Genomic DNA, 22953 nt, shown 5'->3' on the forward strand with positions numbered 1-22953 from the left:
AAGGGAAGATTGGTCATGCTGAAGACAATGGTTCTCACCGCTGCGCTGGCCTCGCTGGCCGGCGCGGCCGCCGCTCAAGACCCGCACGCGGGCCATGCCGGACATGGCGGCTCGCAAGCGAAGGCTTCGGGCATCGTCACCAGCCCGGCCGACGGCGCCATGACGCATGGTTCGCCGGAACGATTCAGCGTGACCTTTCCCCATCCGATGACGCTCAAGACCGTCACCCTGACGACCCAGGGGCGAGCGCCGATCACGGTCACGGCGCCGTCGGCCCCGGCCGCTCGAACCGTCAGCGCGCCTTTGCCTCGCCTCGCCCCAGGCAACTATGCGGCGGCCTGGACAGCCGAAGGGCCTGACGGCCATCGGATGAACGGCTCGACCCGCTTCATGGTCCACTAAAAGGCTTCGACAAGGCCTCTAGGTCGTGGGGCTGACGAAGAACCAGCACCACGACCGAAGCCTACTTCAATCCGTCAACCGATAGCCGACCCCAGGCTCGGTGGCGATCATTCGGGGCTGCCCAGGGTCGATCTCAAGTTTCTGGCGCAGTTGTCCGATAACGACCCGCAGATATTGGGTGTCTTCGGCGTGAGCCTTGCCCCAGACGGCGGTCAGCAGGTCGCGGTGGCCGACGACCTTGCCGACATTGCGCGCCAGATGGGCCAGGACATCATACTCCTTGGGCGTCAGACGAACGGCTTCGCCTGCGCGGGTGATGTTGCGGCGCTCCAGGTCGATGACCACCTCGCCCGCCGTCAGCGGCCCCGCCGCCTCGGCGCGCGGCGCCTGACGCAGATTGGCGCGCAGCCGGGCCAGAAGTTCGCCGACGCCGAAGGGCTTCTCGACATAGTCATTGGCGCCCAGATCAAGAGCCGCGATCTTCTCGGCCTCCTTGTCCCGCGCCGACAGGATGATGATGGGACCGGCGTAGAATTCCCGGGCGCGGGCCAGCACGTCCTTGCCGTCCATATCGGGCAGACCCAGGTCCAGCACCACGGCGTCGGGACTCCACAGGGCGATGCCGCGCAGGCCCTCCTGCCCGCTGTCAGCACGGCGCGGCTCATAACCGGCGGCGTCCAGCGCCGGAGACAGGAAGCGGTGGATCTGGGACTCGTCGTCGATGACGAGAATCTGAGGACGAACGGCGGCCATGCGACAGACCTTAAAGCAGGCTCGGGTGGGTGACGACGGCCTTGGGCAGGCTGATCAGGATGCGGGTGCCTTTTCCGTCCTGGATCGGACTGGCGGCGGCGATGCGTCCGTTCATCGCTTCGACGAAGCCCCTGGCGATAGCCAGGCCTAGCCCCGCCCCTTTGGTGCGGTCCGACGGCTCCTCCATGCGGCGGAACTTGTCGAACACCCGCTCCAGTTCGGCGGTGGGGATGCCCTTGCCTTCGTCCTCGATGGAGATGACCACGGCGCCCCGATCTTCATACGCGGCCAGTTCGACCGTCGAGCCGTCAGGGCTATAGGCGATGGCGTTCTCGAGGATGTTGACCAGCGCCTGTTCCAGCAGCCCCTGATCGACCATGACCAGGCTGAGTTGGGCAGGGAAGTCGCGGGCCAGCTTACGCTCGCCCAGACGTCGCGCCACGCGCTTGCCTGCTGCGTTCAGCACGTCGCGCACGTCGACCCAGTCGGCGCGAATGTTGAGACCGCCGCCCTCCAGCCGGGTCATGTCCAGCAGGTCGCCGACGTAGCGGCTGAGACGCTCGGCCTCCTCGCGGATCGACAGCAGAAGGTCGGCGCGGACGGCGGGCTTCAGCTTGTCGCCGAGGTCGATCAGGGTGGTCGAGGCCCCCAGCACCGTCGACAGCGGCGTTCTCAGATCATGGCTGACTGAGTTCATCAGCGCGCCGCGGAAGCGGTCCGTACGGCGCAGGGTCTCGGTTTCTACCGCCTGACCGGCCAGATCGGCGCGCTCGACCGCCACAGCGCCCTGGTCCAGCAGAGCTAGGGCCAGTTTCTCCTCGTCAGAGCCCGGCGACAGGGCCGCCGCCTCAATCCCCGCCACCCCTGCGCGGTCGCGCACGCCCTGAAGCGGCCGGAAGCTCCACCGCGCTTGAGGCAGGGTGCCGGTGCCGTGGCCGGCGGGTTCGCCCTTTTCCCAGGCCCAGCGCGCGGCGGCCATGGCCTCCGCGTCCAGTTCCGGCTTGCCCGGCGCCCCAGCCGTCAGGGTCAATTCGTTCTCGACAGGCAGCAACACCACAGCCCCGGCGCCGGCGGCGGCGGCCGTCTGTTCAGCCAGGATGCGCGCCGCCTCGCCCCGGTCGCCGATGCCGGTCAGACGCTGGCTGGCGGCGAGCAGGGCGGACACCGCCGAGGCGCGGCGCTGGGCCGCCCTGGCCTGCTCGCGCACCCGGCCCGCCAAGGCGCCGGTCGTCAAGGCGACGCCCCAGAAGACGATCAGGGTCAGCACGTCCGTCGGCGACCCGATGGCGAAGCTGAACTTCGGTTGCAGGAACAGGAAGTTGTAGGTCAGGAAGGCGACAGTCGCCGCCGCCAGCGCGGGTCGCAGCCCATAGAGGGCGCCCGCAGCCAGCACCGCCGTCAGATAGATGACGCCCAGGTCCACACGTTCGAAGGTCCGGTCCAGCAAGAGGGCCAGTCCCGTCGCCGCAATGACGCAAGCTACGCCGACGGCGTAGCCGCGCCACCCTCCGGCCAGGTTCAGGCGCACGTCTTTCGGCGCTTTCGGTTCCGGCTCGACCTCGTCGGTGACCACGTGAACGGCCACGCCCCGCGCCTGACGCAGCAGTTCGGCGGCCAGGGACCGGCCCAGCCATTCGGACAGGCGGCTGTCGCGTCCCTTGGCCAGGACGATCTGGGTGACATGGTTGTTGTGAGCGTGATCCATGATGGCGCGCACCACGTCGTCGCCGCTGAGAACCACAGTGCGCCCGCCCAGTTGCTCGGCCAGTTTCAGCGCATCGGACAACTTGCCCGCCGAGCCGACGCCGTGGCGCGCACCAGACGGCCGATCGACATGAGCCACGGTCCAGGGCGCGTCCATCATCATGTCGGACATGCGCCGCCCTGTCCGCACCAGAGGGCCGGCCATGGCGTCGCCCGCCACCAGGACCAGGATGCGCTCGCCCGCCGCCCACGGCCCGGCCGCGCCCTGTTCGCGCAGACGGGCGGTTAGTTGGTCGTCCACCGTCTGGGCCGCGCGACGCAGGGCCAGTTCGCGCAAGGCCGTCAGATTCTCGACCTTGAAGAAGTTGTCCGAGGCCAGCCGCGCCGTCTCGGGCACATAGACCTTGCCCTCGGCCAGACGCTTGCGCAGCTCCTCGGGGGTGATGTCCACCAGCTCGATGTCGTCGGCGCGCGACAGGGCGCTGTCGGGCACGCTCTCGCGTTGGCGGACGCCCGTGATGCGCAGCACCACGTCCGACAGGCTTTCCAGATGCTGGACGTTCAATGTGGTCCAGACGTCGATCCCGGCCTCCAGTATCTCCTCCACGTCCTGCCACCGCTTCGGATGGCGCGAACCCGGCGCGTTGGAGTGGGCGTACTCGTCGACCAGCAGCAGGTCCGGGCGGCGCGCTATGGCCGCGTCGATGTCGAACTCCAGCAGGGTCCGTTCGCGATAGGCGATGGGCCTACGGGCCATCACTTCCAGCCCGCGCAGCAGGCTCATCGTCTCCTTGCGGCCGTGGGTCTCGACCACGCCGACGACGACGTCCTCGCCCTCGGCCTTTCGTCTCCGGGCGGCGCGCAGCATCTCATAGGTCTTGCCGACGCCTGGCGACATGCCCAGAAAGACCTTCAGCCGCCCACGCTTTCGCGGGGCGGCCGGGGCCTGATCCGTAGAGAGAATCGGCGACGTCATCCGCCCTCAGTCGTCAGAAGACCGAGGCGAGCATCCAGCGCCTGATTGGTCAGCAGCACATTGACGCGCGGTTGGCCCAGCACGCCGAACGTGCGGCCCTCGACATGCTGTCGGATCACTTCGCGCACCTGCCCCTCCCCTACGCCGCGCGCCTTGGCGATGCGAGCGGCCTGAAGCTCAGCGTAGGCCGGAGAGATATGCGGGTCGAGACCCGACGCAGAGGCCGTCACGGCGTCGGCGGGGATGGCCTTTGCGCCCGCCTCGCTTTGCAAGGCGTCGGCGTCCGTCTTCACCCGCGCGATCAGATCGGGGTTCAACGGGCCGAGGTTGGAGCCGGACGAGGCGGCGGCGTCATAACCGTCCCCCGCCGCCGACGGCCGGGGGTGCAGATACCCCGGCGCGGCGAACGTCTGGCCGACCAGGGCCGAGCCGACCACCTGCCCTGCTTTGTCGCGTACCAGGCTGCCGTTCGCCTGATCCGAAAAGGCCGCCTGGGCCACCCCCGTCACGGCCAGCGGATAGCCGACGCCCAGAACGCCGGTGAACAGGGCGATCATGACGATCGCCGGGCGAATATAGTTCAGCATCAGAAGTTCGCCTTCAGGCTGGCGACGACGCGGCTGTCATAGGCGGAGCCGAAGCCGTGCTCGTCGGTGTCGAAATAGCGGACGTCCAGGCCCAGCCGCTCCGTCAGTTGATAGGCCGCGCCCAGGTTCCAGGTCGTGTAGTCGAAGTCAGACGACACCCACTGGCGCCCCAACGCCGCCGAGAGCGTCCATTTGTCGGCCGGGCTGATCGCCGCATTGATCTCGGCATAGGTCGCCTCGTCCTCGGACGCGCCAAAGAAGTCCGGCGAATAGTAGATCGCAGCGCCCAGCGTCGCCGGGCCGACCGCGCGCGAAGCGGCGGCCTTCAGTTCCACATAATCATAGTCTGCGCCGTCCGGCTGGCCGGCGTAGACATAGCCGACCACGCCGAAGTCCCAGTCGAAGCCGCCGAATGCGGGCCGGACGCCTGCGTAGAGGTCGATCTCGGCGTCGGTGTCGGCGTCTCCGGCGAAAGATACGTTCCCAGCCCAGGCCCCGGCGTAGAAGAGACCTTGCGTCACATCCACCCCGGCTGAGATCGCCGGGTCGCCGTCATTCTGGCTGACGCCCCGGAAGACGTAGTCAGATCCAATGGCGGCGTTGAAGGCGATCTCGGGACGGGCGCCCTTCGCAACGTCCTGAGCCTTGGCGTCCGTGGGCGCCGTACACAGGCCCAGGGTGATGACGGCGATCAGGCAGGCCCCGCCCAACAGGGCGTTGTTCAGGTCCGAGCCGTCGAGTTTCTTGCGTTTACGCATAGTGGTTTTCCTTGCGCCTCAGGGTCGGCTTCAGGCCAGGCCGAGGGCGGAGATGACGATGTCGATGAGCTTGATGCCGGCGAAGGGCGCGATCAGACCGCCCAGTCCGTAGATCAGCAGGTTGCGGCCCAGCAGCTTGCCCGCCCCCACGGCGCGGTATTTCACCCCACGCAGCGCCAGCGGGATCAGGGCGACGATGACCAGGGCGTTGAAGATGACCGCCGACAGGATGGCGCTTTCCGGGCTGGACAGCTTCATCACGTTCAGCGCCGCCAGCGACGGCAGGCCGACCACGAACATCGCCGGGATGATGGCGAAATACTTGGCCACGTCGTTGGCGATGGAGAAGGTGGTCAGGGCCCCGCGCGTGATCAGCAATTGCTTGCCGACCTCGACGATCTCGATGACCTTGGTCGGGTCCGAGTCCAGATCGACCATATTGCCGGCCTCGCGCGCGGCCTGGGCGCCGGTCTGCATGGCTACGCCGACATCGGCCTGAGCCAGAGCGGGCGCATCGTTGGCCCCGTCGCCGCACATGGCGACCAAACGCCCCTTGGCCTGCTCCGCCTTGATCAGGCGCATCTTGTCCTCGGGCGTAGCCTCGGACAGGAAGTCGTCAACCCCGGCTTCGGAGGCGATGGCGGCCGCCGTCACCGGGTTGTCGCCGGTGATCATGACGGTGCGCAGGCCCATGCGGCGTAGATCGGCGAAGCGCGCCTTGACCCCCGGCTTGACCACGTCTTTCAGGTGGATGACGCCGACCAGGGCCTCGTTCTCCACCACAGCCAGAGGCGTGCCGCCCGAGCGGGCGATACGGTCCACGGCGGCGCGGAACTCGGCGGGGGCCTCAGCCTCGGCCAGCCCCAGGGCCTTGAGCACGGCGTCCACCGCCCCCTTGCGCCACGAGCGGCCGTCCGCTTCGAGGCCCGACTGGCGGGTCACGGCGGTGAACGGAATGGTCTTGGCCCCGGCAGGCATGTCGCCCGTCACCCCGGCGTTGCGGCCCAGCTCGACGATGGAGCGGCCCTCAGGCGTCTCATCGGCCAATGAGGCCATGACCGCCGCGCGCATAGCCGCTTCGAGACGGACGCCCGGCGCGGGGATGACCTCGGTCGCCATGCGGTTGCCGAAGGTGATGGTGCCGGTCTTGTCGAGCAACAGGGTGTCGACGTCGCCTGCCGCCTCCACCGCGCGGCCCGAGGTGGCCAGAACATTCACCTTCAGCAACCGGTCCATGCCGGCGATGCCGACGGCGGACAGAAGGCCCCCGATCGTCGTGGGGATCAGGGTGATGAACAGGGCGCCCAGGACGATGGGGTCTAGCTTGATGCCCGAATAGGCGCCCAGACCCAGCAGGGCCGCGACCGCGATCAGGAAGATCAGGCTCAGACCGGCCAGCAGGACCGACAGGGCCAGTTCGTTCGGCGTCTTGCGACGGTCCGCCCCCTCGACCATGGCGATCATGCGGTCGAGGAAGGTCGCGCCGGGGGCCGAGGTGATGCGCACCTTGATCCAGTCGGAGACGACCGTGGTGCCGCCTGTGACGGCCGAGCGGTCGCCGCCGCTTTCGCGGATGACGGGCGCGCTTTCGCCGGTGATGGCGGCCTCGTTGACCGAGGCGACGCCCTCGATGATCTCGCCGTCCGAGGGGATGACATCCCCGGCCTCGACCAGAACGATCGCGCCGATCTCCAGCTCATGCGCCGGGGTCGGGACGACCGTGCCCGTCACAGGGTCGACGATCAGCTTGGCCTTGGTAGTGACGCGTGAGGCGCGAAGACTGTCGGCCGCCGCCTTGCCGCGCCCCTCGGCGATGCTTTCCGCTACGTTGGCGAACAGCACCGTGGCCCACAGCCACAGGGCCAGTTGGACGGCGAAGCCCGCCGCCTGCCCCGTCGCCACGGCGGCGACCGCTGAGACGGTGGCCAGGGCCGCGACGATCCAGGTGGCGAAGATCACCGGGTTGTTGAGAAGCTTGGTCGGGTTCAGCTTGACGACGGCGTCGCCGAGCGCCCGGCCGAGCATGGCCCCGTTCAGGCCGCCCGCGATGGGCGCAGCAGATCGGGAGCTCGACGGATCGAGCGTGACTTGGGTCATGACGGATATCCGATCAGAACCGGGCCGTGACCTGGAGCATGTCGAAATGCTCCACGATCGGTCCCAGGGAGAGTGCGGGGAAGAACTGCAGGCCGCCGAGGATCAGGATCACCCCGATCAACAGGCCGATGAACAGCGGGCCATGCGTGGGCAGGGTGCCGACCGACGGCGCCAGGCGGGGCTTGGCGACCAGCGCCCCAGCCACGGCCAGAACCGCGACGGCGGGCACGAACCGCCCCAGCAGCATGGCCAGACCCAGGGTGGTGTTCCACCACGGCGTATTGGCGCTCAATCCGCCGAAAGCCGAACCGTTGTTCCCCGTCGCCGAGGTATAGGCGTAGAGGATTTCGGACAGGCCATGCGGTCCCTTGTTCAAAAGGCTGGCCAACGCCTCGGGCAGGACCGCTGCGGCAGCCGAGAAGCCCAGCACCGACAAAGGCACGACCAGCACCACCAGCATGGCGAACTGGATCTCGCGCGCCTCGATCTTCTTGCCCAGGTATTCCGGCGTGCGGCCGACCATCAGGCCCGCCACGAAAACCGCCAGCATGGCCATCAGCACCATGACCGCGACGCCCGAGCCGATCCCGCCGGGCAGGATCTCGCCCAACTGCATCAGGAACATCGTCACCGCCCCGCCCAGCGGCATATAGCTGGCGTGCATGGAGTTGACCGACCCGTTCGAGGCGCCTGTCGTCTGGGCCGCCCAGGCGACGGACGACGGCACGCCGAAGCGGACCTCCTTGCCTTCCATGTTTCCGGCGGAGGTATCGACGCCGGCCGCGACCAGAGCGGGTGCAGGTTGGCTTTCGATGACATAGAGGGCCGAACCCGCCGCCCCCAGCAACAGGATCGCCGCGACCACCAGGGCGCGCACGTCCTTCTTGGCCAGGACGCTGCGGCCGAAGGCGAAGAAGGCCGCCCAGCCCAGGACGTTCACGCTGATCGCCGTGATCAGATTGGTCAGCGGGGTCGGGTTCTCCAGCGGGTGCGCCGAGTTGACGCCGAACACGCCGCCGCCGTTGATGCCCAACTGCTTGATGGCCAGTTGGCTGGCGGTCGGGAACAGGCTGATCGTCTGCGATCCGCCCTCCAGCGTCGTCGCCTGGGCTGAGGCCGCCAGCGACTGCACCACGCCCAAACCAGCCAGAGCCACGGCCACGATGAAGGCGATGGGCAGCAGGACATAGAGGCTGGTGCGCGTCAGATCGGCCCAGAAGTTGCCGACGCCCTCGCCGCGACTGGCGATGAAGGCGCGCGCCAACGCCGCCGCGATGGTCGCGCCGGTGGCGGCCGAGACGAAGTTCTGCACCGTCAGTCCGACCATCTGGCTGAAGGTCGAGACGGTGGTTTCGCCGCTATAGCTCTGCCAGTTGGTGTTGGTGACGAAGCTGACGGCGGTGTTGAAGGCCAGGTGCGGGCTGACCCCGTCGAACCCCTGCGGGTTCATCGGCAGGACGCCCTGCAGGCGCAACATGGCGTAAAGCAGCAGGAAGCCCGCCAGGTTGAACGCCAGCAAGGCGCCGGCATAGCCCAGCCAGCCCTGACTGCGCGTCGGATCAACCCCGGCGGCGCGATAAAACAGACCCTCTACCGGCTTCAGCACAGGGTCCAGCCAAGTACGTTCGCCGTTCCAGACACGCGACATATAGACCCCGATCGGCCAGCCGAGCATGACGGCGAGGCCGAGGGTCAGGGCGATCTCCGCCCATCCTTGAATGTTCATGAGAAGGCGGCTCCGTTCAGAACCGCTCGGGCCGCAGCAGGGCCGCGACCATATAGCCGGCGATGACCAGGGCGCCGACGCCCCAAAGGACGTTCAGCCACACGGTCACAACCTCCTCAACACAATGGCGAGGACGGCGAAGGCCACGAAGGCTCCAACGCCGATCGTCACGAAAATCACATCGGCCATGCCGATACCTCCAGCTCAGTTAGGGCCGGAAGAGACGCTTTCAGGGCGTAAGCGGGCCATTCGGAAAGCCGCTCCCCGCATAAGGCGCGCATAAAGCATCAAGGCCGAAGGGGCTTCAGAACAGGCGACTTGCCCTGATCCGCTCCATCATCGGCGGCCGCGACTAAACCCCTTGCACCACCCTCCAAAACTGTGAATATGAGGTCATCTTCAATTTTAGGGTTCAGTGATGGTTCAGGCGGTTGAACACGCTTCGGAGATGGTCTCGGAGTGGGTCGAGGTGACGCAGGCCATGATTGACGATTTCGGTCGCGCCACCCTGGACAGCGATCCCTTTCACAACGACCCCGAATGGGCCAAGGACAACACGCCTTACGGCGGCACGATCGCCTTTGGCTTCCTGACGGTGTCCCTGCTGACCCACCTCGCCGCGAAAGCGATCGAAGGCGCCGGCGGCGACTTCAAGCCTGAAGGCGGCTACTTCCTGAACTATGGATTCGATCGTATGCGTCTGGTCGCGCCGGTGCCGACGGGCAGCCGCGTGCGGGGCCGTTTCGTCAAGGGACCGGAGCATACGGATGAGGCTGGACGAGTGCGCCGCTCCATGGACGCCGTGATCGAGATCGAAGGCGGCGAGCGCCCTGCCCTGGTGGCGACCTGGCTCAGCGTCTGGGTGCCTGACAGCGTCGAAACGAGGGCCTGATGTCCAGCGCTCAGCAGCGGTTGATGCCTTCCAGCACGGCGTCGGCGGTAGGAGATTCGCCGCTGCTGACGCTGATTTCCGACTACGCCGCCTGGTATGGCGAGCAGACGCCTGATGCGCCGGCGGCGACGCTGGACGGTCAGGTTCAGACCTATGCGGAGCTGGCGCACGGCGTGGACGCCCTCGCCCGCGCCATGATCGCCGCCGGCGTCGGCAAGGGCGATCGCGTCGCCATGCTGGCCCCGCCCTCCCCTGACTTTCTGACCGTCTTCCTGGCCACGGCCGCGGTCGGGGCTATCTGGGTCGGATTGAACCCTCGCTACCGTTATGAAGAACTGGCCTATGTCGTCAGCGACTGCGCGCCGCGCCTGATCATCGGGCGTCGCCGTGTGGCTGGACGAGATTACGTCGAGGATCTGGAAGCCCTGGCGGCGGAAGTGTCGGCTGATCTGGTCCTGATCGGCGAAGACGACTTGGACGCCCGCGCCCATCTGCCGTTAAGCGTCTATGTCGCCCAGGGCGAGGCCGTGCCCGACGAAGCCCTGACGGAGCGGAAACGGTCCGTTTCGACGCGCGATCCCTGCCTGATCGTCTACACCTCAGGCAGCACAGGCAAGCCGAAGGGCGCGGTCCTGCATCATGAAGGACTGATCCTTCCCGCCCTGGAGCAGGGCGAACCCTTGCGCGGCGAACCGCTGTGCATGTTGAACTACCTGCCGATCAACCACATCGGCTGCGTCGGCGACATCACCGCCATGGTTCTGGTCAACGGCGGCAAGCTGGCCTTTCTGGAACAGTTCGACGTCGAAACGGGGCTGAACACGATGGCGTTGGAGGGCGTCACCCTGTGGGGCACGGTTCCGTCCGTGTTCGAGATGACGGTGGCTCATTCCGCCTTCGCCCAGACCAACCTGTCGGCTGTGCGGCGCGTCTTCTGGGGCGGAGCGGCCATGCCTGCGCCGACGATCAAGGCTCTGATCCCCGTCGCGACCTGCATGGGCACCAACTACGGCCTGACGGAATCCTGCGGCCCCATCGCCGCCACCGGCGACATGACGGTTCAGGATGATGCGGACGTCGTCTTCGCTACGGCCTCGGTCGGACGGCCGACCCGTCATTATGAAGTCCGCCTGCGCGCCGAAGACGGTTCGCTGGTCGAAAACGCCGGCGTCGACGGCGAGATCGAGGCCAGGGGCGCGCCCTTGTTCCTCGGCTACTGGAACCGATCTGACGCCACGGCCGACGCCTTCACCAAGGACGGCTGGTTCCGCACTGGCGATGTCGGCGCCTGGCTGGACGACGGCCGTCTGCGCATCACCGGACGGCTGAAGGAAATGTACAAATCCGGCGGTTACAACGTCTATCCACGCGAGATCGAGATCGCGCTGGAAGGCCACCCCGCCATCACCGAGGCCGCTGTCGTGGGAATTCCCGATCCTGTCTGGGGCGAGGTGGGCGTCGCCTTCGTGATCGCCCGCGCCGGCGTCGACGCCGCTCAGCTTCAGGCTCATTGCCGCCAGCGACTGGCCAACTACAAGATTCCCAAGCGTTTCGTGATCGAGCCGGACCTTCCGCGTCTGCCGGTCGGCAAGGTGGACAAGATGGCGCTGCGCCGTCTGGCCGTGGAGGACTAATGGACGCCGCCGTCAAGACGCCGAACGCCCTGGAGCAAGCGACGCCGCTGCGCCCTCGCCTGCTGGCCGGATATGGCCTGGCCAATATCGGCCTGGCCTGTTTCCTGATCACGCCGCAGTTGTTGCTGCTCTACTTCCTGACTGACACCCTGGCGGTGCCGGCGGCGACGGCGGGCGTGGTCCTTCTGCTGCCGAAGATCTGGGAAGTCGTGTTCGACCCTGTCGTGGGCCTGTGGTCAGATCGACTCCGCGGGCGGATGGGGCGACGCTGGCCCTTGATGGCGGCGGGCGCGGCCCTGTTTCCACTAGGTTTCGCGGCCATGTTCGCCCCGCCGACGCACCTGACCGGCTTCGGCGCCGTGATCTGGGTCATGGCGGCCTACATGGCGGCGACGACGGCCTACGCCCTGTTCTCCATCCCCTACGCCGCCATGCCGGGCGAGATTTCGCGACGTCAGCAGGACCGGACCCGTGTCGTAGCCTGGCGCGTCGGCTTCCTGGCGTTCGGCCTGATGGTCGCGGGCGGGATGTCGCCCATGTTGGTCGAAATGGCGGGCGGCGGCCGTCCCGGCTATGCGGTCATGGGTCTGTTGCTGGCGCTGATGGCGGGCGGCGCCCTGCTGGGGTCGTTGCGCGCGGTCTGGAAGTTACAGGACCGCCAACGCGACTTCGGCGCGCCGCTGAAGCCGGCCAAGGCGCTGGCGGCCGGGGTGCGCGCCACCCTGGGAAATCCAGCCTATCGCTTCCTGTGGATCGGCTACGCCTTCCAGACAGTCGCCATGGGCGCCCAGTCGGCGATGATGCCCTATGCCGTCACCTATCAGATCCAGGCGTCTTCGGGCGTGCTGGCGCAACTGTTCCTGGCCGGAGCCGTCGTTCAGGTCGCGGCCATGCCCTTGTGGGTCAAGATCGCCGACCGTTTGGGCGCGACACGTGCGGCGATCGGCGCCGCCACAGCCTATGCTCTGGCTACCCTGGGCTATGTCTGGTGCGGGCCGGGCGATGTGGCCCTCGCCACCGCCGTCGCCGCCCTGGCGGGCCTGGGTCAGGCGGGGTGTTATGTCCTGCCGTTCGCCCTAATGCCAAGCGTGGTCGCGGCCCGCGATCAGAAAGAGGCTGAAGCCAATCTCGGCCTGCTGACGGCCGTCTGGGTCTCGGGTGAAAAGCTGGGTCTGGCCCTGGGCGGCGCGGCCGCGGGGGTGCTGTTGGGCCTCGCGGGCTATGTCTCAGGGGGGCAGGCGCAGCCGGCTTCGGCTCTAGCCGCCATTCCCCTGCTGTTCGCGACAGGTCCGGCGCTCATGCTGGCGTGCAGCGCGCCGCTGCTGTTCAAGCTGGATCGCCTGCGTCGCCGTCAGGGCCAACCGCTCTAAACGGCGGGCCGCGACCGCGACAGGAAGCCGGCCAGTCTGACGGCCGCTTCCGGCAGGTCGTCGCTGGCAGGCGCGTCGCCATAGGCCAACTGGTGCCAGACCACGCTGACGGCGTCCGACAGGGTGTCGTCCGCGTCGGCTCCCATGCGCGCCAAGACCTCGATGAACGATTCATCCGGCAGAACGATCATCTTGCGAGCGATTTCGTCCGCCATGGCGACCAGCATGTAGCCGGCCAGGCGCACGGCGTCCGGGTCATCCTCGGCGCGGCGACGCTGGATGCTCTCGGCCACGACCTCGGCCCAGCGGCGGTTGATCTTCTGGCTGATCTGCAGAAATTCGGGAACATAGTCGCCGACCTGGAAGACGCACTTCATGAGGCCGGGATTCGCCCGACAGACCCGGAACCACAGACGGTTAGTCGAACGGATCCGAGCGAATGGCGTATCGCCTGACGCCGGCGTCATCGCCTTGGCGACATAGTCATCGAAGAAGCGGGCCAACGCCTCGACGGAAATCTCGGTCTTGTCCTTGAAGTAGACGTAGAAGGAGCCTTCGGCGACTTCGGCCTGGGCTGTGATGTCGCCGACGCGCATGGCGTGAAAACCACGCTCCTCCAGCACCTGGGCTGCGGCCAGCAAAAGCCGTGCGCGCGTGCGCTGGCCCTTCTGACGCGGCGGATTGTCCCGCAGCTCGGCGGCCAGATAGGAGGAATAGCTCTGCAGTTGCATCAACGCCTCGTCTGCGACGAGGTCGGATCACGCCCCAGCCCGTCGTTTCGATCAAGAACCGGCGGCGTCCGACCAGGCCGAACGCCGCCAAGCGTCCCTTAGTAACGCAAACGCAGATAGACGCCAGCCGAGCGAGGCTCGCCCATCGACACCCGGTCCATGCCCAGGGCCTCCAGGTTGACGATGCCGCGCTGATAGACTTCGTCCGTCAGGTTGCGCGCCCACAGGCCGACCTCGGTCTTGCCGTCCGGCAAAGCCCAGCCCAGTTCGCCGTTTACGGTCCAATATCCGTCCTGGCTGAGCCGCTCTACATTGCCCGAGCTGAAGTAGAACTTCGAACGATACGACCCCGACAGGGTCATCAGCAGATCCCCCTTGTCCGCCAGACTGTGCTGATAGGACACAGCACCGTTGAAGGTGAACTCCGGCGCGGTCGGCAGGCGGTTGCCAGAGAAGTCCTCGCCTACCGAGATGTAGTTCTTGTACTCGCTGTCCAGCACCGCGGCGCCCAGCGAGATATCCAGCCCCTTCATCGGCGCGACGGTCAGCTCGATTTCCGCGCCCTTGATGACGGCGTCGGAGGCGTTGTCGAGGATCGGCACGCTGGTCGGGCCGCGCACGACGTAGCTGTAAACCTGCAGATCCTGATAGTCGTAGTAGAAGGCCGCCGCGTTCAGGCGCGCGCGACGTCCGAACAGCTCGCTCTTGAAGCCGACCTCATAGGCGTTCAGCACTTCGTCGTCATACGGACCCAGATCCTGCACGTCCGTAATCATGCCTCCCGCAAAGCCGCCGCTCTTATAGCCGCGGTTGTAGCTGACATAGGCGCGCGAGTTGTCGCTGATGTCATAGTTCAGCACGGCGCGGCCCGAGATGCTCTCGAACGACTTGGAGCCATGGAAGTCGACCAGGGTCACGCCCGCCTCGGTGAAGCGGCTGTGGTAGTCCATGGTCTTGTCGTCACGCGACCAACGCAGGCCCGCGACCAGCGACAGGCGCTCGGTCAGCTTGTAGTCGACCTCGCCGAAGACGGCGTAGCTCTCGGTCTTCAGGCTGTGCGGATAGGAAACAGTGCCCACGCCCATGGCGACGCCGTCCATCGGATCCGGCAGCATATTCAGCAGGTCCAGACCGATCTCGAAGGCGCTGTCCGACTTCAGGCTGTCGTTCATGTAGAAGACGCCCGCGACCCAGTCGAAGCGACCGCCGCTATTGGACTGCAGACGGAACTCCTGGGTGAACTGGTCCTGATCGACGCGATAGAAGCCCTTGATCAGATTGTTCGGGCCGGAATCCGTGTTCTCGTCGTCGCGATGGCGAGCGTTGACGAAGCCAGTCACCGACACCAGCGACAGCTCGCCCAGATCGACCGTGGTGGTGACATCGGCGTTGAACAGCTTCAGCCTGTCGCGGCCTTCCATCGAATAGTCGCCGGCGTAGGGATCGCCATCGGTGTCGACATAGCCCAACGCGTCAGTGCAGGCCGAAGTGCCGTAGAAGCTGGGCAGGCACCAGCCGTCCGGCCCTGTGGCGGCTGCAGTGTTGGGGATCAGTCCCCTCGCCTGCCCCTGCAGGGCGCCGTTGCGGCTGTTGCCGCCGCCGATGTGAGCCAGCACTTCGACGCGATCGTTGGGCGTGTAGAGCAGCGACATCCGCGCAGCCCAGCGGTCGGTGTCGTTGACATTGTTCCCGGTCAGGCGGTTCTTCGTATAGCCGTCGTCGCGGACGTAGTTGGCCGCCGCGCGGAAGGCCAGGACATCCTCGATCACCGGGCCGCCGACGCCGCCTTCCAACTCCATCCGCTCGCGTGAGCCGTAACGGGCGGTCAGATCAGCCGTGTAGTAATCCGTCGGACGACGGCTGGTGATGTTCAGGGCGCCGCCCGTGGTGTTGCGGCCGAACAGCGTGCCCTGCGGTCCGCGCAGCACCTCGACCTGCGACAGGTCGAAGAAGGAATCCAACTGCATGATCGACGAGCCGCGGATCACGCCATCCACATAGACGGCGGTCGGGCTGGGGTTGGTCGGGTTGAAGTCGTTCGAGCCGACACCGCGGATATAGACCTTAGGCGCCACTGAGGAGTCCCCGCCGTGCACCTGAAGGCCCGGCGCCAGGCCGCTCAGCTCCAGCACGTTGTTGACGTTCATCCGGTCCAGATTTTCGCCCGAATAGGCGGTGATGGAGATCGGCACATCCTGCAGGTTCTGGGCGCGGTGACGCGCCGTCACCACGATTTCTTCGACAGTTGCGATGTCCGAAGCAGGTTCCGACTGGGCTTGGGCGTTCGCCGCCACGGCGAGCGCCACAGTGCATACCGCTCCGAATAGATTGCTCTTCTTCACGCTATCTTCCCCTTCGCCTCTATGTGTCGTTGAAATTAAATATGAGGCCATATTCATATACGACGCATTCAACGACCGCTGTCAATGCGTTCGCGCGCTCCCGAAATAGTCCCATAAACTTGTAGGCAGAGCTTACCGGGCATGGCTGCGGCTTTGACCGCGGGAAAGGAAAAGGGCGCGCACACCCTCCCCTTCAGTTCGCGAAAGGCGCTGCACGCCCGCCGACTCGATCAGGCGTCGCCTCAAAGCGTGTTCTTGTGAATGCGCCCGGCCTTCATGATCAGCTTCATCGTCCGGTCCGGGTCAGCGATCACCGAGATGTCCGCCAGCGGATCGCCTTCGACCACCAGCAGGTCCGCATAGGCGCCGGCCTCGATGCGTCCCAGCTTCGCCGGATAGGGATTGCGCGGACCTGATAGTTTCAGGATCTCTGCGTTGCCGTCCGTCAGCATCCGCAGCACTTCGGCGGCGCCGTACCAGCGCGCGAACTTGGCCAACTGCTTGCCCTGCGTCGTCGTGCCCTTCGGGCTGAACAGGATATCGGTGCCGAGGGCCATATTCACCTTGTGCTTGCGTCCCCATTCAATCGCGCGAGCCGTGCCTTCAGCGATGATCTGCTGTTGGGCGCGCTGCTCAGGCGAGGGGTAAACATTGGCGTCCTCGTCGGCCAGGAAGGGCTGGATGCTCCACCAGGCGCCGGCGTCCGCCATGCGCCGCACCGTCTCCTCGTCCGCCATCTGTCCATGCTCGATGGACTTCACTCCGCAGGCGACCGCCCGCTGGATGCCTGCCGGCGTATAGGTGTGGGCGCAGACATAGACGCCCCAATCCGTAGCGGCGGCCACCGCCGCCTTCATCTCGGCTTCCGTATATTGCAGGGCGTCGACCGGATCATAGGTCGAGGCGACGCCGCCGCCTGCGTGGATCTTGATCTGGCTAGCGCCGAGCATCAGCTGTTCGCGCACGCGACGCAGCACCTCGGCCTCGCCGTCGGCGATGGCGGCGATGCCCGCCTGCTCTGCAACGCTGAGCGTGCTTTGGGCCGTTCGGGGCAAGTCAGCCCGCATCCGGAAGTCGCCATGCCCCGAGGTCTGAGAGATCATCGAACCCGACGGATAGATGCGCGGCCCGGCGAAACGGCCTTCATCAATGGCGCGCTTCAACGCGAAGCTGGGGCCGCCCATGTCGCGAACGGTCGTGAAGCCCCGCATCACAGTGCGCTCCGCCTCCTGAGCCGCCACGAGGTGCAGATAGGGAATATCGGCGGTCATTGCGGCCATCTGAGAAATGCCGGCCAGCATGGCGTGCCAGTGAGCGTCGATCATGCCCGGCATCAGGACACGTCCGCCGCAATCCACCACATCGGCGTCCGCGACAATCTCGCCTGCGGGAACCAGCGCCTGGATCATGTCGCCGACGATGAGGACGTTGCGGCCCTCGATCAGACGGGCGCTCGCCCCATCAAAGATCCGCACATTGGCGAGCAGGCGCGGCTTGGTCGACGCCTGAGCGAACGCCGGCGAAGCGACGCCAAGCCCGGCTGTGGCGAAGCCCGCCGCCGCGCCAGCCAAAATAGAGCGTCGCGACATGCCCGCTTCCATACGGGCCAGCAGCTTCTGCGCCTGGGGAGAATGACAGGCGCAGGTCGCGCCATGTTGCAGAGGCCGTTGCTGTGCGATTCCGCCGAACCAAGTCTTCAAGAGCGCATCCTCACCAATCGAGCGGCCATGGCCGCATGCCAACGCGATAGGAACGGCTACGCTATTTCGATTCCGCAAACGATCGGGGGCATTTCATCGGTCGCGGCAATTCGCAGACGAAGACGTGCGTCCAGCGCGGCGGAGCTTGCGATCGTGATGTTTGGAGGAACGCCCCGAAGGGCGATTTCTTCAGCGAAAACCGATGGCTGGGGAACTAGGACTCGAACCTAGAATGACGGTACCAAAAACCGTAGTGTTACCATTACACCATTCCCCAGCGGTCCGGTGTTTCCCGCCGAGCGCTGTGCGTCGCGGCGAGGGCGGTCATCTACGCCAAGGCTCCGGGGGATGCAACACCTGAAAACGAAAGAATTTTCATCGACCCGAGACTTTTTTCGAGAGCCTCATTTACCCGCTTGCGAGGGCCGGTCGGCATGGCTATAAGCCCCCTCCTCGACGCAGATGGCGGCCCACAGGTCGTTTGATCTGCGAAAGTCGGAGTGTGGCTCAGTCTGGTAGAGCACCGCGTTCGGGACGCGGGGGTCGTAGGTTCGAATCCTATCACTCCGACCATCTTTCTTACATTGTTAAGCGAATGACACGGCCTAGGCCGTGCCTTTTCGCGCGTCGCTGCTAGGTTTGCAGGATGACACAACGCCTTACCCCCTCTGAAGTGTTGGATTTCTGGTCTGACGCCGGGCCGGAGAAATGGTTCGCCAAGGACGTCGCCTTTGATCGGGCCTTCTCTGATCGCTGCTGCGACACGCACTACGCCGCAGCGCGCCGCGAACTGGATCATTGGATCGAAGCGCCCGACGCCGCCCTGGCTCTGATCATCCTGCTGGATCAGCTGCCGCGAAACGCCTTTCGCGATACAGCCCACATGTTCGCGACCGATCCCTTGGCGCTGAAATTCTCAAAAGATGCGATTTATCGCGGACATGATCGCAAGGTCGCCCCGGACCTACGCTCTTTTATCCTGATGCCACTGATGCACTCTGAATCATTGGCGGATCAGGAGCGGCTGCTGCGCCTGTTAAGCCCGGAAAAAGAAGCCGAGACCTACAAGTTCGCCGTCATCCATCGGGAGATCGTCGCCCGCTTCGGCCGTTTTCCGCACAGAAACAATTGCCTGGGTCGGGACAGCACGTCCCAGGAGCTGGAATTCTTAAATGCCGGAGGTTTTTCCGGATAGCGCCCGCAGAGCGTTGGTTGATTTACGGGTATGGTGAAGCTAAGGCCCAGGCTTCTTCAACAGCCAGCCGAAGACATAATGAATCGCTACGCTCTCGCCCTGACGGCGACCTCGGCTCTCATTGCAGCCCTCACCACACCGGCTGAAGCACAGATTTTCGGTCGTCGCGGAAATGCGGAGACGACTCAGGTCATCAATGAGGCGCCGCGCTGCACTCAGAACCTGGGCACGGTGGCGATCGCCGAAACACAAAGCGTCCTGTTCGATCAAATGGGCCTGGGGGCGCCGACCCAACTGCTGCGCACGGTAATTCGTGAATCCGGCTGCTTCACCCTGATCGAGCGCGGGCCGGGCATGGACCTGGTGGAGCGTGAGCGCAGCCTTGGCGGCGGCGCCCGCGTTCGCACCGCCGACTTCGTTCTGGTCGCCGAATTGGCGAATCCGATCGAGCCGACCGACAACGACCGCGGGTCTGGCCTGCTCGGTTCCCTGGCGGCGGTCGGCGGCCGAGCCCTGCTCACCGCCGGCCTCGCTGCGGCGACGGGCGGGGAAATGGGCGGCGGCCTGGGAGGTTTTGGCGGCCTGGGCGCCGGCGCCGGCCTCAACCCCTTGCAGATGCAGGCTCTGAACGCCGCCACGAACATGGCCGGAAATGTCCTCGGCGGGCAAGGCGGGCAAGCCGCTCAGGGACCGGCGCCTTCCCTGAACGCCAATACGGTCGAACGGATTCGCGATCTCAAGAAGGACATCGGACGCGGCAAGGAAGACGCCCAGGTCGTCTTCTCCCTGGCCAGCGTGCCTCTGGCTGAAACGGTCGGCAACACGCGCGCCGTGGCGAACAAAGGCGACCTGCGCAGCCTGCGTATCCGCGACAATCATTTCGGCGGCCGCGTCGGCGCGGGATATGAAAGCGAAGAAGAAGGCAAGATCATCGCCCTGGCCATGGTGCGCGGGTATGCCGACCTGGTGACCAGCCTGGGCGGCACCGGCTCCCAAATTCCGGAAGTCACCCGCGCCAACCGTGAAGCCATCGCCGCTGAAACCGCCAACCGCGAAGCGGAGACGCGTCGCGTGGCGGCTGAAGAACGCCGCGAACTGGAACGGGCCGAGCGCGAGCGCGAAGCCGAGCGTCGCCGCATTCGCGAAGAAATCCGCCGAGAGGAAGACGACCGCCGTCGCTATGCCGAGCGTCCGTCTATGTCGAGCCGCAGCCTGGCGCTGCCGACGATCCTGCGCGCCGCCCCTGACGGCGAGACCATTCGGCCTCTGGCCGCGCGCGAGGTGGTGTTCCCCACCGGAAAGGAGCGCGGCGGCTGGATAGAGGTGCTGGATAGCGACGACAACATCGGCTGGGTGCAGAACGAGCGTTTGGCGCCCGCACGCTGACCACATCGCTGCCGCCCTTTAGCAAAGCGTCCGCCGGTTCGATCGGCGGGCGCTTTCTCTTTTCTGTGAGCAAGCGAATCAGGCGCCTGCCGTCGGCGCCGAATCAGCGGCATCCTCTCTTCCCATGAACGCCGCCGTCGCCCTTGCTGATCTCGAAACTCGTACGGCGGCCGCGCCTGCCGATCATCCTGAGTGGCAGTATCTGAACCTGCTGCGGGACATTCTCGACAACGGCGTACGGCGGGACGACCGCACCGGCACCGGCACCCTGGGCGTCTTCGGGCGCCAGATGCGCTTCGACCTGTCCAAGGGCTTCCCCCTGCTGACGACGAAGAAGCTGCACACGCGGTCGATCTTCATCGAACTGCTGTGGTTCCTGCGCGGCGAGACCAACATCGCCTGGCTGAAGGACAACGGCGTCAGCATCTGGGACGAATGGGCCGACGCCGACGGCGACCTAGGCCCCGTCTATGGCAAGCAGTGGCGCTCCTGGGCCGCGCCCAACGGCGCGAGCATCGACCAGATCCAGAAGCTAGTGCACGGCCTCAAGACCAATCCCAACAGCCGCCGCCACATCGTCAGCGCCTGGAACCCGGCCGACGTGGACGACATGGCCCTGCCGCCCTGCCACTGCCTGTTCCAATTCTTCGTCGCTGACGGAAAGCTGAGCTGCCAGCTGTACCAACGGTCGGCCGACGTTTTCCTGGGCGTGCCGTTCAACATCGCCTCCTACGCCCTGTTGACGCACATGCTGGCCAAGGTCGTGGGGCTGGAGCCGGGCGATTTCGTCCACACCTTCGGCGACGCCCACCTGTATCTGAACCACCTGGAACAGGCTGAGCTGCAACTGAGCCGCGCTCCCCTGCCCCTGCCGACCTTGAGCGTGGCGGACAAGGACGACCTGTTCGGCTTCGAGCTATCGGACTTCGTGCTGAACGACTACCAGTCCTGGCCTCACATCAAGGCCGCCGTCGCCGTCTAAGGCGGCCTGATCCCGATGAAACTCACCGACCTCCAGGCGGATGTCCTGCGCATCTCCGACATCTATGCGCGCGAACATTCCATCGACCGCGATCGCGATTGGGCCCTGCTGAAGCTGCAGGAAGAGCTGGGCGAACTGACCGCCGAGCATCTGCGCCTGACCCAACGGGCGCGCGGCGCCGCTGATGCTCGGGCCCTGGCCGACGAAGCAGCCGACGTTCTGGGCATGCTGCTGATCTACTGCGACCGCGCCGGCGTCGACCTGAACGCCGCCATGCAGCGCAAATGGCTGCGCTGGTTGAAGGCGGATACGTAAACTCACGTAACGTCGACTGGCGAATTCGGCTTTTTAAGCGCACCCTCTTTGCGATCCGCCACCAGGCGGTGACTGGAAACGGGAGGGTTTCATGGTCAAGAAGTTCGCCGCCGAACTGGTCGGCACGCTGGTTCTGGTGCTTTTCGGATGCGGGGCCGCCGTGCTGGGCGGGTTCGATCACGTCGGGCAGTTGGGCATCGCCCTGGCCTTCGGCTTCGCCATCGTCGCCATGGCCTATGGCATCGGGCCGGTGTCGGGCTGCCACGTCAATCCGGCTGTCAGCCTGGGCGCCTTCGTCGCCGGACGGATAAGCGCCAAGGACATGGTCGTCTACTGGATCGCCCAGTTCATCGGCGCGATCATCGGCGCGGCCATCCTGGGCATGATCGCCAAGACGGGCTTCGCCCACCTGGGCCAGAACGGCTTCGACGCCGGATCGCCGGGCGGGTACGGCCTGCACGCGGCCCTGGTTTTCGAGGTGGTGGCGACCGCCATCTTCCTGATCGCCATCCTGGGCGTGACAGGGGCCAAGGGGCACGGCGCTTTCGCCGGGGTCGCCATCGGCATCACCCTGGCCGTCATCCACATCGTCGGCATCCAGGTGACGGGCGTGTCGGTCAATCCGGCCCGCAGCTTCGGCCCGGCCCTGCTGGTCGGGGGCCAAGCGCTGAGCCAGGTCTGGGTCTTCTTCGTCGCCCCGGCGATCGGCGCGGTGATCGGCGGCCTGCTGTTCCGTGCGAAACTGCTAGAGCCGGACGCCTGATCAGGTCGAGGCGGCGCTGTCCGGCGCCGTCATCGGCATGCGCGCCAACCTGGCGCTGAGCGCATCCTTGTCTTCGGGCGCGGGCACCAGCACGACGCTGTTTTTGACCGCGCCCATCGACACCGTGGCCCGATAGGCGAAAGCCTGACCGTCGCGCGCGACGAAACTGACGACCGCGGCGTTGTTCTGAGGACCGGCCAGGCCGCCGAAGCCGGCCGATAGCTCATGCTCGCCCGGATCGACCGCCAGGGCGGTGAACTTGCCGCCCTTGATCTGGGCGAATTCACGACCATCCAGCGCCAGGTTCATGCCCGCAGCCATGGCCACAAAGCCTTCGCGATAGACGATGACCAGGGCTTTGCCGTGAGGCGGCGTCAGGCTGGCCGCCGCCGCGCGATCGGCTTCGGACGCCGCGACGCCGGCTCGGTTTCCCGCCAGATTGGCCATGATGTAGGCGGTGAACGCGCCGGCGAAGAGACCGGCCATCATCGGCAGCACGCCCAGATCCGCCCCGACAGCTCCTCCCAGGAAACCGATACCGAAGGAAACGGTCAACAGGACGACGAATCCGACGATCAACGGTTTGGCGTACTTGTTCACACGAGGCTCCGGGGGCATTTGACATGCAAAGTTCCAACCT

The 22953-nt window shown here is 66.1% G+C and carries 20 protein-coding genes and 2 tRNA genes; 10 read left to right on the forward strand and 12 right to left on the reverse strand.

Annotated features, from left to right (window positions below; all coding sequences use genetic code 11):
* Positions 1 to 15 precede the first annotated feature (15 nt).
* Complete coding sequence (locus tag ACU5AP_RS10715) at positions 16 to 402, forward strand: copper resistance CopC family protein (protein WP_128720099.1); 387 nt, start codon at positions 16 to 18, stop codon at positions 400 to 402.
* A gap of 66 nt (positions 403 to 468) precedes the next feature.
* Here the strand turns inward: ACU5AP_RS10715 and ACU5AP_RS10720 are convergent, their stop codons facing one another.
* The 7 genes from ACU5AP_RS10720 to ACU5AP_RS10750 are packed head-to-tail and all read right to left on the reverse strand — an operon-like array spanning position 469 to position 9112.
* Positions 469 to 1155: a winged helix-turn-helix domain-containing protein gene (locus ACU5AP_RS10720; RefSeq protein WP_003165028.1), complete on the reverse strand. Its 687-nt coding sequence runs from the start codon at positions 1153 to 1155 to the stop codon at positions 469 to 471.
* 10 nt (positions 1156 to 1165) lie between these two features.
* On the reverse strand, positions 1166 to 3835 hold the full coding sequence (locus tag ACU5AP_RS10725; protein WP_128720100.1) for a sensor histidine kinase: 2670 nt from the start codon (positions 3833 to 3835) through the stop codon (positions 1166 to 1168).
* Positions 3832 to 4422, reverse strand: coding sequence for a potassium-transporting ATPase subunit KdpC (gene kdpC / locus ACU5AP_RS10730; protein WP_128720101.1), 591 nt, complete (start codon positions 4420 to 4422; stop codon positions 3832 to 3834). Before kdpC ends, ACU5AP_RS10725 begins: the two co-directional genes overlap by 4 nt.
* A complete protein-coding gene (locus tag ACU5AP_RS10735) occupies positions 4422 to 5180 on the reverse strand; it encodes a TorF family putative porin (RefSeq protein WP_128720102.1) in 759 nt (252 codons plus the stop codon). Before ACU5AP_RS10735 ends, kdpC begins: the two co-directional genes overlap by 1 nt.
* 30 nt (positions 5181 to 5210) lie before the next feature.
* The gene (gene kdpB, locus ACU5AP_RS10740) at positions 5211 to 7277 is read right to left on the reverse strand and encodes a potassium-transporting ATPase subunit KdpB (protein WP_128720103.1); all 2067 of its coding nucleotides are present in this window, start codon (positions 7275 to 7277) and stop codon (positions 5211 to 5213) included.
* A gap of 13 nt (positions 7278 to 7290) precedes the next feature.
* Positions 7291 to 9003 (reverse strand): potassium-transporting ATPase subunit KdpA, encoded by a 1713-nt coding sequence (gene kdpA / locus ACU5AP_RS10745; protein WP_128720104.1) that lies wholly within the window; start codon positions 9001 to 9003, stop codon positions 7291 to 7293.
* Between the two features lie 16 nt (positions 9004 to 9019).
* Positions 9020 to 9112 carry a potassium-transporting ATPase subunit F gene (locus tag ACU5AP_RS10750; protein WP_157677928.1) on the reverse strand — a complete coding sequence of 31 codons (93 nt, stop codon included), beginning with the start codon at positions 9110 to 9112 and terminating at the stop codon, positions 9020 to 9022.
* 309 nt (positions 9113 to 9421) lie between these two features.
* On the opposite strand from ACU5AP_RS10750, the gene ACU5AP_RS10755 reads away from it, so the two are divergent.
* Genes ACU5AP_RS10755 through ACU5AP_RS10765 form a run of 3 tightly spaced genes read left to right on the forward strand, consistent with a single transcriptional unit; the run spans position 9422 to position 12899 of the window.
* The gene (locus ACU5AP_RS10755) at positions 9422 to 9895 is read left to right on the forward strand and encodes a MaoC/PaaZ C-terminal domain-containing protein (RefSeq protein ID WP_003165035.1); all 474 of its coding nucleotides are present in this window, start codon (positions 9422 to 9424) and stop codon (positions 9893 to 9895) included.
* The gene (locus ACU5AP_RS10760; protein ID WP_128720106.1) at positions 9895 to 11529 is read left to right on the forward strand and encodes a class I adenylate-forming enzyme family protein; all 1635 of its coding nucleotides are present in this window, start codon (positions 9895 to 9897) and stop codon (positions 11527 to 11529) included. The genes ACU5AP_RS10755 and ACU5AP_RS10760 overlap by 1 nt, the downstream gene beginning before the upstream one ends.
* Entirely contained in the window at positions 11529 to 12899 is a 1371-nt protein-coding gene (locus tag ACU5AP_RS10765; RefSeq protein ID WP_128720107.1) for an MFS transporter, read from the forward strand. Before ACU5AP_RS10760 ends, ACU5AP_RS10765 begins: the two co-directional genes overlap by 1 nt.
* On the opposite strand, the gene ACU5AP_RS10770 is transcribed toward ACU5AP_RS10765, so the two are convergent.
* The 4 genes from ACU5AP_RS10770 to ACU5AP_RS10785 all read right to left on the reverse strand — a co-directional run bounded on the left by ACU5AP_RS10770 (position 12896) and on the right by ACU5AP_RS10785 (position 17949).
* The gene (locus ACU5AP_RS10770; RefSeq protein WP_003165040.1) at positions 12896 to 13630 is read right to left on the reverse strand and encodes a TetR/AcrR family transcriptional regulator; all 735 of its coding nucleotides are present in this window, start codon (positions 13628 to 13630) and stop codon (positions 12896 to 12898) included. The genes ACU5AP_RS10765 and ACU5AP_RS10770 overlap by 4 nt on opposite strands.
* Before the next feature lie 98 nt (positions 13631 to 13728).
* Positions 13729 to 15972 carry a TonB-dependent receptor gene (locus ACU5AP_RS10775; protein WP_164918022.1) on the reverse strand — a complete coding sequence of 748 codons (2244 nt, stop codon included), beginning with the start codon at positions 15970 to 15972 and terminating at the stop codon, positions 13729 to 13731.
* 242 nt (positions 15973 to 16214) lie between these two features.
* Entirely contained in the window at positions 16215 to 17672 is a 1458-nt protein-coding gene (locus ACU5AP_RS10780; RefSeq protein WP_446681230.1) for an amidohydrolase family protein, read from the reverse strand.
* A 203-nt stretch (positions 17673 to 17875) separates the two neighbouring features.
* A tRNA-Gln gene (locus ACU5AP_RS10785) sits at positions 17876 to 17949 on the reverse strand.
* Positions 17950 to 18168: 219 nt separating this feature from the next.
* On the opposite strand from ACU5AP_RS10785, the gene ACU5AP_RS10790 reads away from it, so the two are divergent.
* From ACU5AP_RS10790 to ACU5AP_RS10815, 6 genes are all read left to right on the forward strand, one after another.
* A tRNA-Pro gene (locus tag ACU5AP_RS10790) sits at positions 18169 to 18245 on the forward strand.
* Positions 18246 to 18318: 73 nt separating this feature from the next.
* Positions 18319 to 18867, forward strand: coding sequence for a DUF924 family protein (locus ACU5AP_RS10795; protein ID WP_128720110.1), 549 nt, complete (start codon positions 18319 to 18321; stop codon positions 18865 to 18867).
* Positions 18868 to 18945: 78 nt separating this feature from the next.
* The gene (locus tag ACU5AP_RS10800; protein WP_128720111.1) at positions 18946 to 20253 is read left to right on the forward strand and encodes an SH3 domain-containing protein; all 1308 of its coding nucleotides are present in this window, start codon (positions 18946 to 18948) and stop codon (positions 20251 to 20253) included.
* A 124-nt stretch (positions 20254 to 20377) separates the two neighbouring features.
* Entirely contained in the window at positions 20378 to 21235 is an 858-nt protein-coding gene (locus tag ACU5AP_RS10805; protein ID WP_128720112.1) for a thymidylate synthase, read from the forward strand.
* Between the two features lie 15 nt (positions 21236 to 21250).
* Positions 21251 to 21550: a phosphoribosyl-ATP pyrophosphohydrolase gene (locus ACU5AP_RS10810; protein WP_128720113.1), complete on the forward strand. Its 300-nt coding sequence runs from the start codon at positions 21251 to 21253 to the stop codon at positions 21548 to 21550.
* A 91-nt stretch (positions 21551 to 21641) separates the two neighbouring features.
* On the forward strand, positions 21642 to 22313 hold the full coding sequence (locus ACU5AP_RS10815; RefSeq protein ID WP_128720114.1) for an aquaporin: 672 nt from the start codon (positions 21642 to 21644) through the stop codon (positions 22311 to 22313).
* On the opposite strand, the gene ACU5AP_RS10820 is transcribed toward ACU5AP_RS10815, so the two are convergent.
* A complete protein-coding gene (locus ACU5AP_RS10820) occupies positions 22314 to 22913 on the reverse strand; it encodes a hypothetical protein (protein WP_128720115.1) in 600 nt (199 codons plus the stop codon).
* Positions 22914 to 22953: the final 40 nt, after the last annotated feature.

The sequence above is a fragment of the Brevundimonas sp. RM1 genome, from assembly GCF_052907225.1.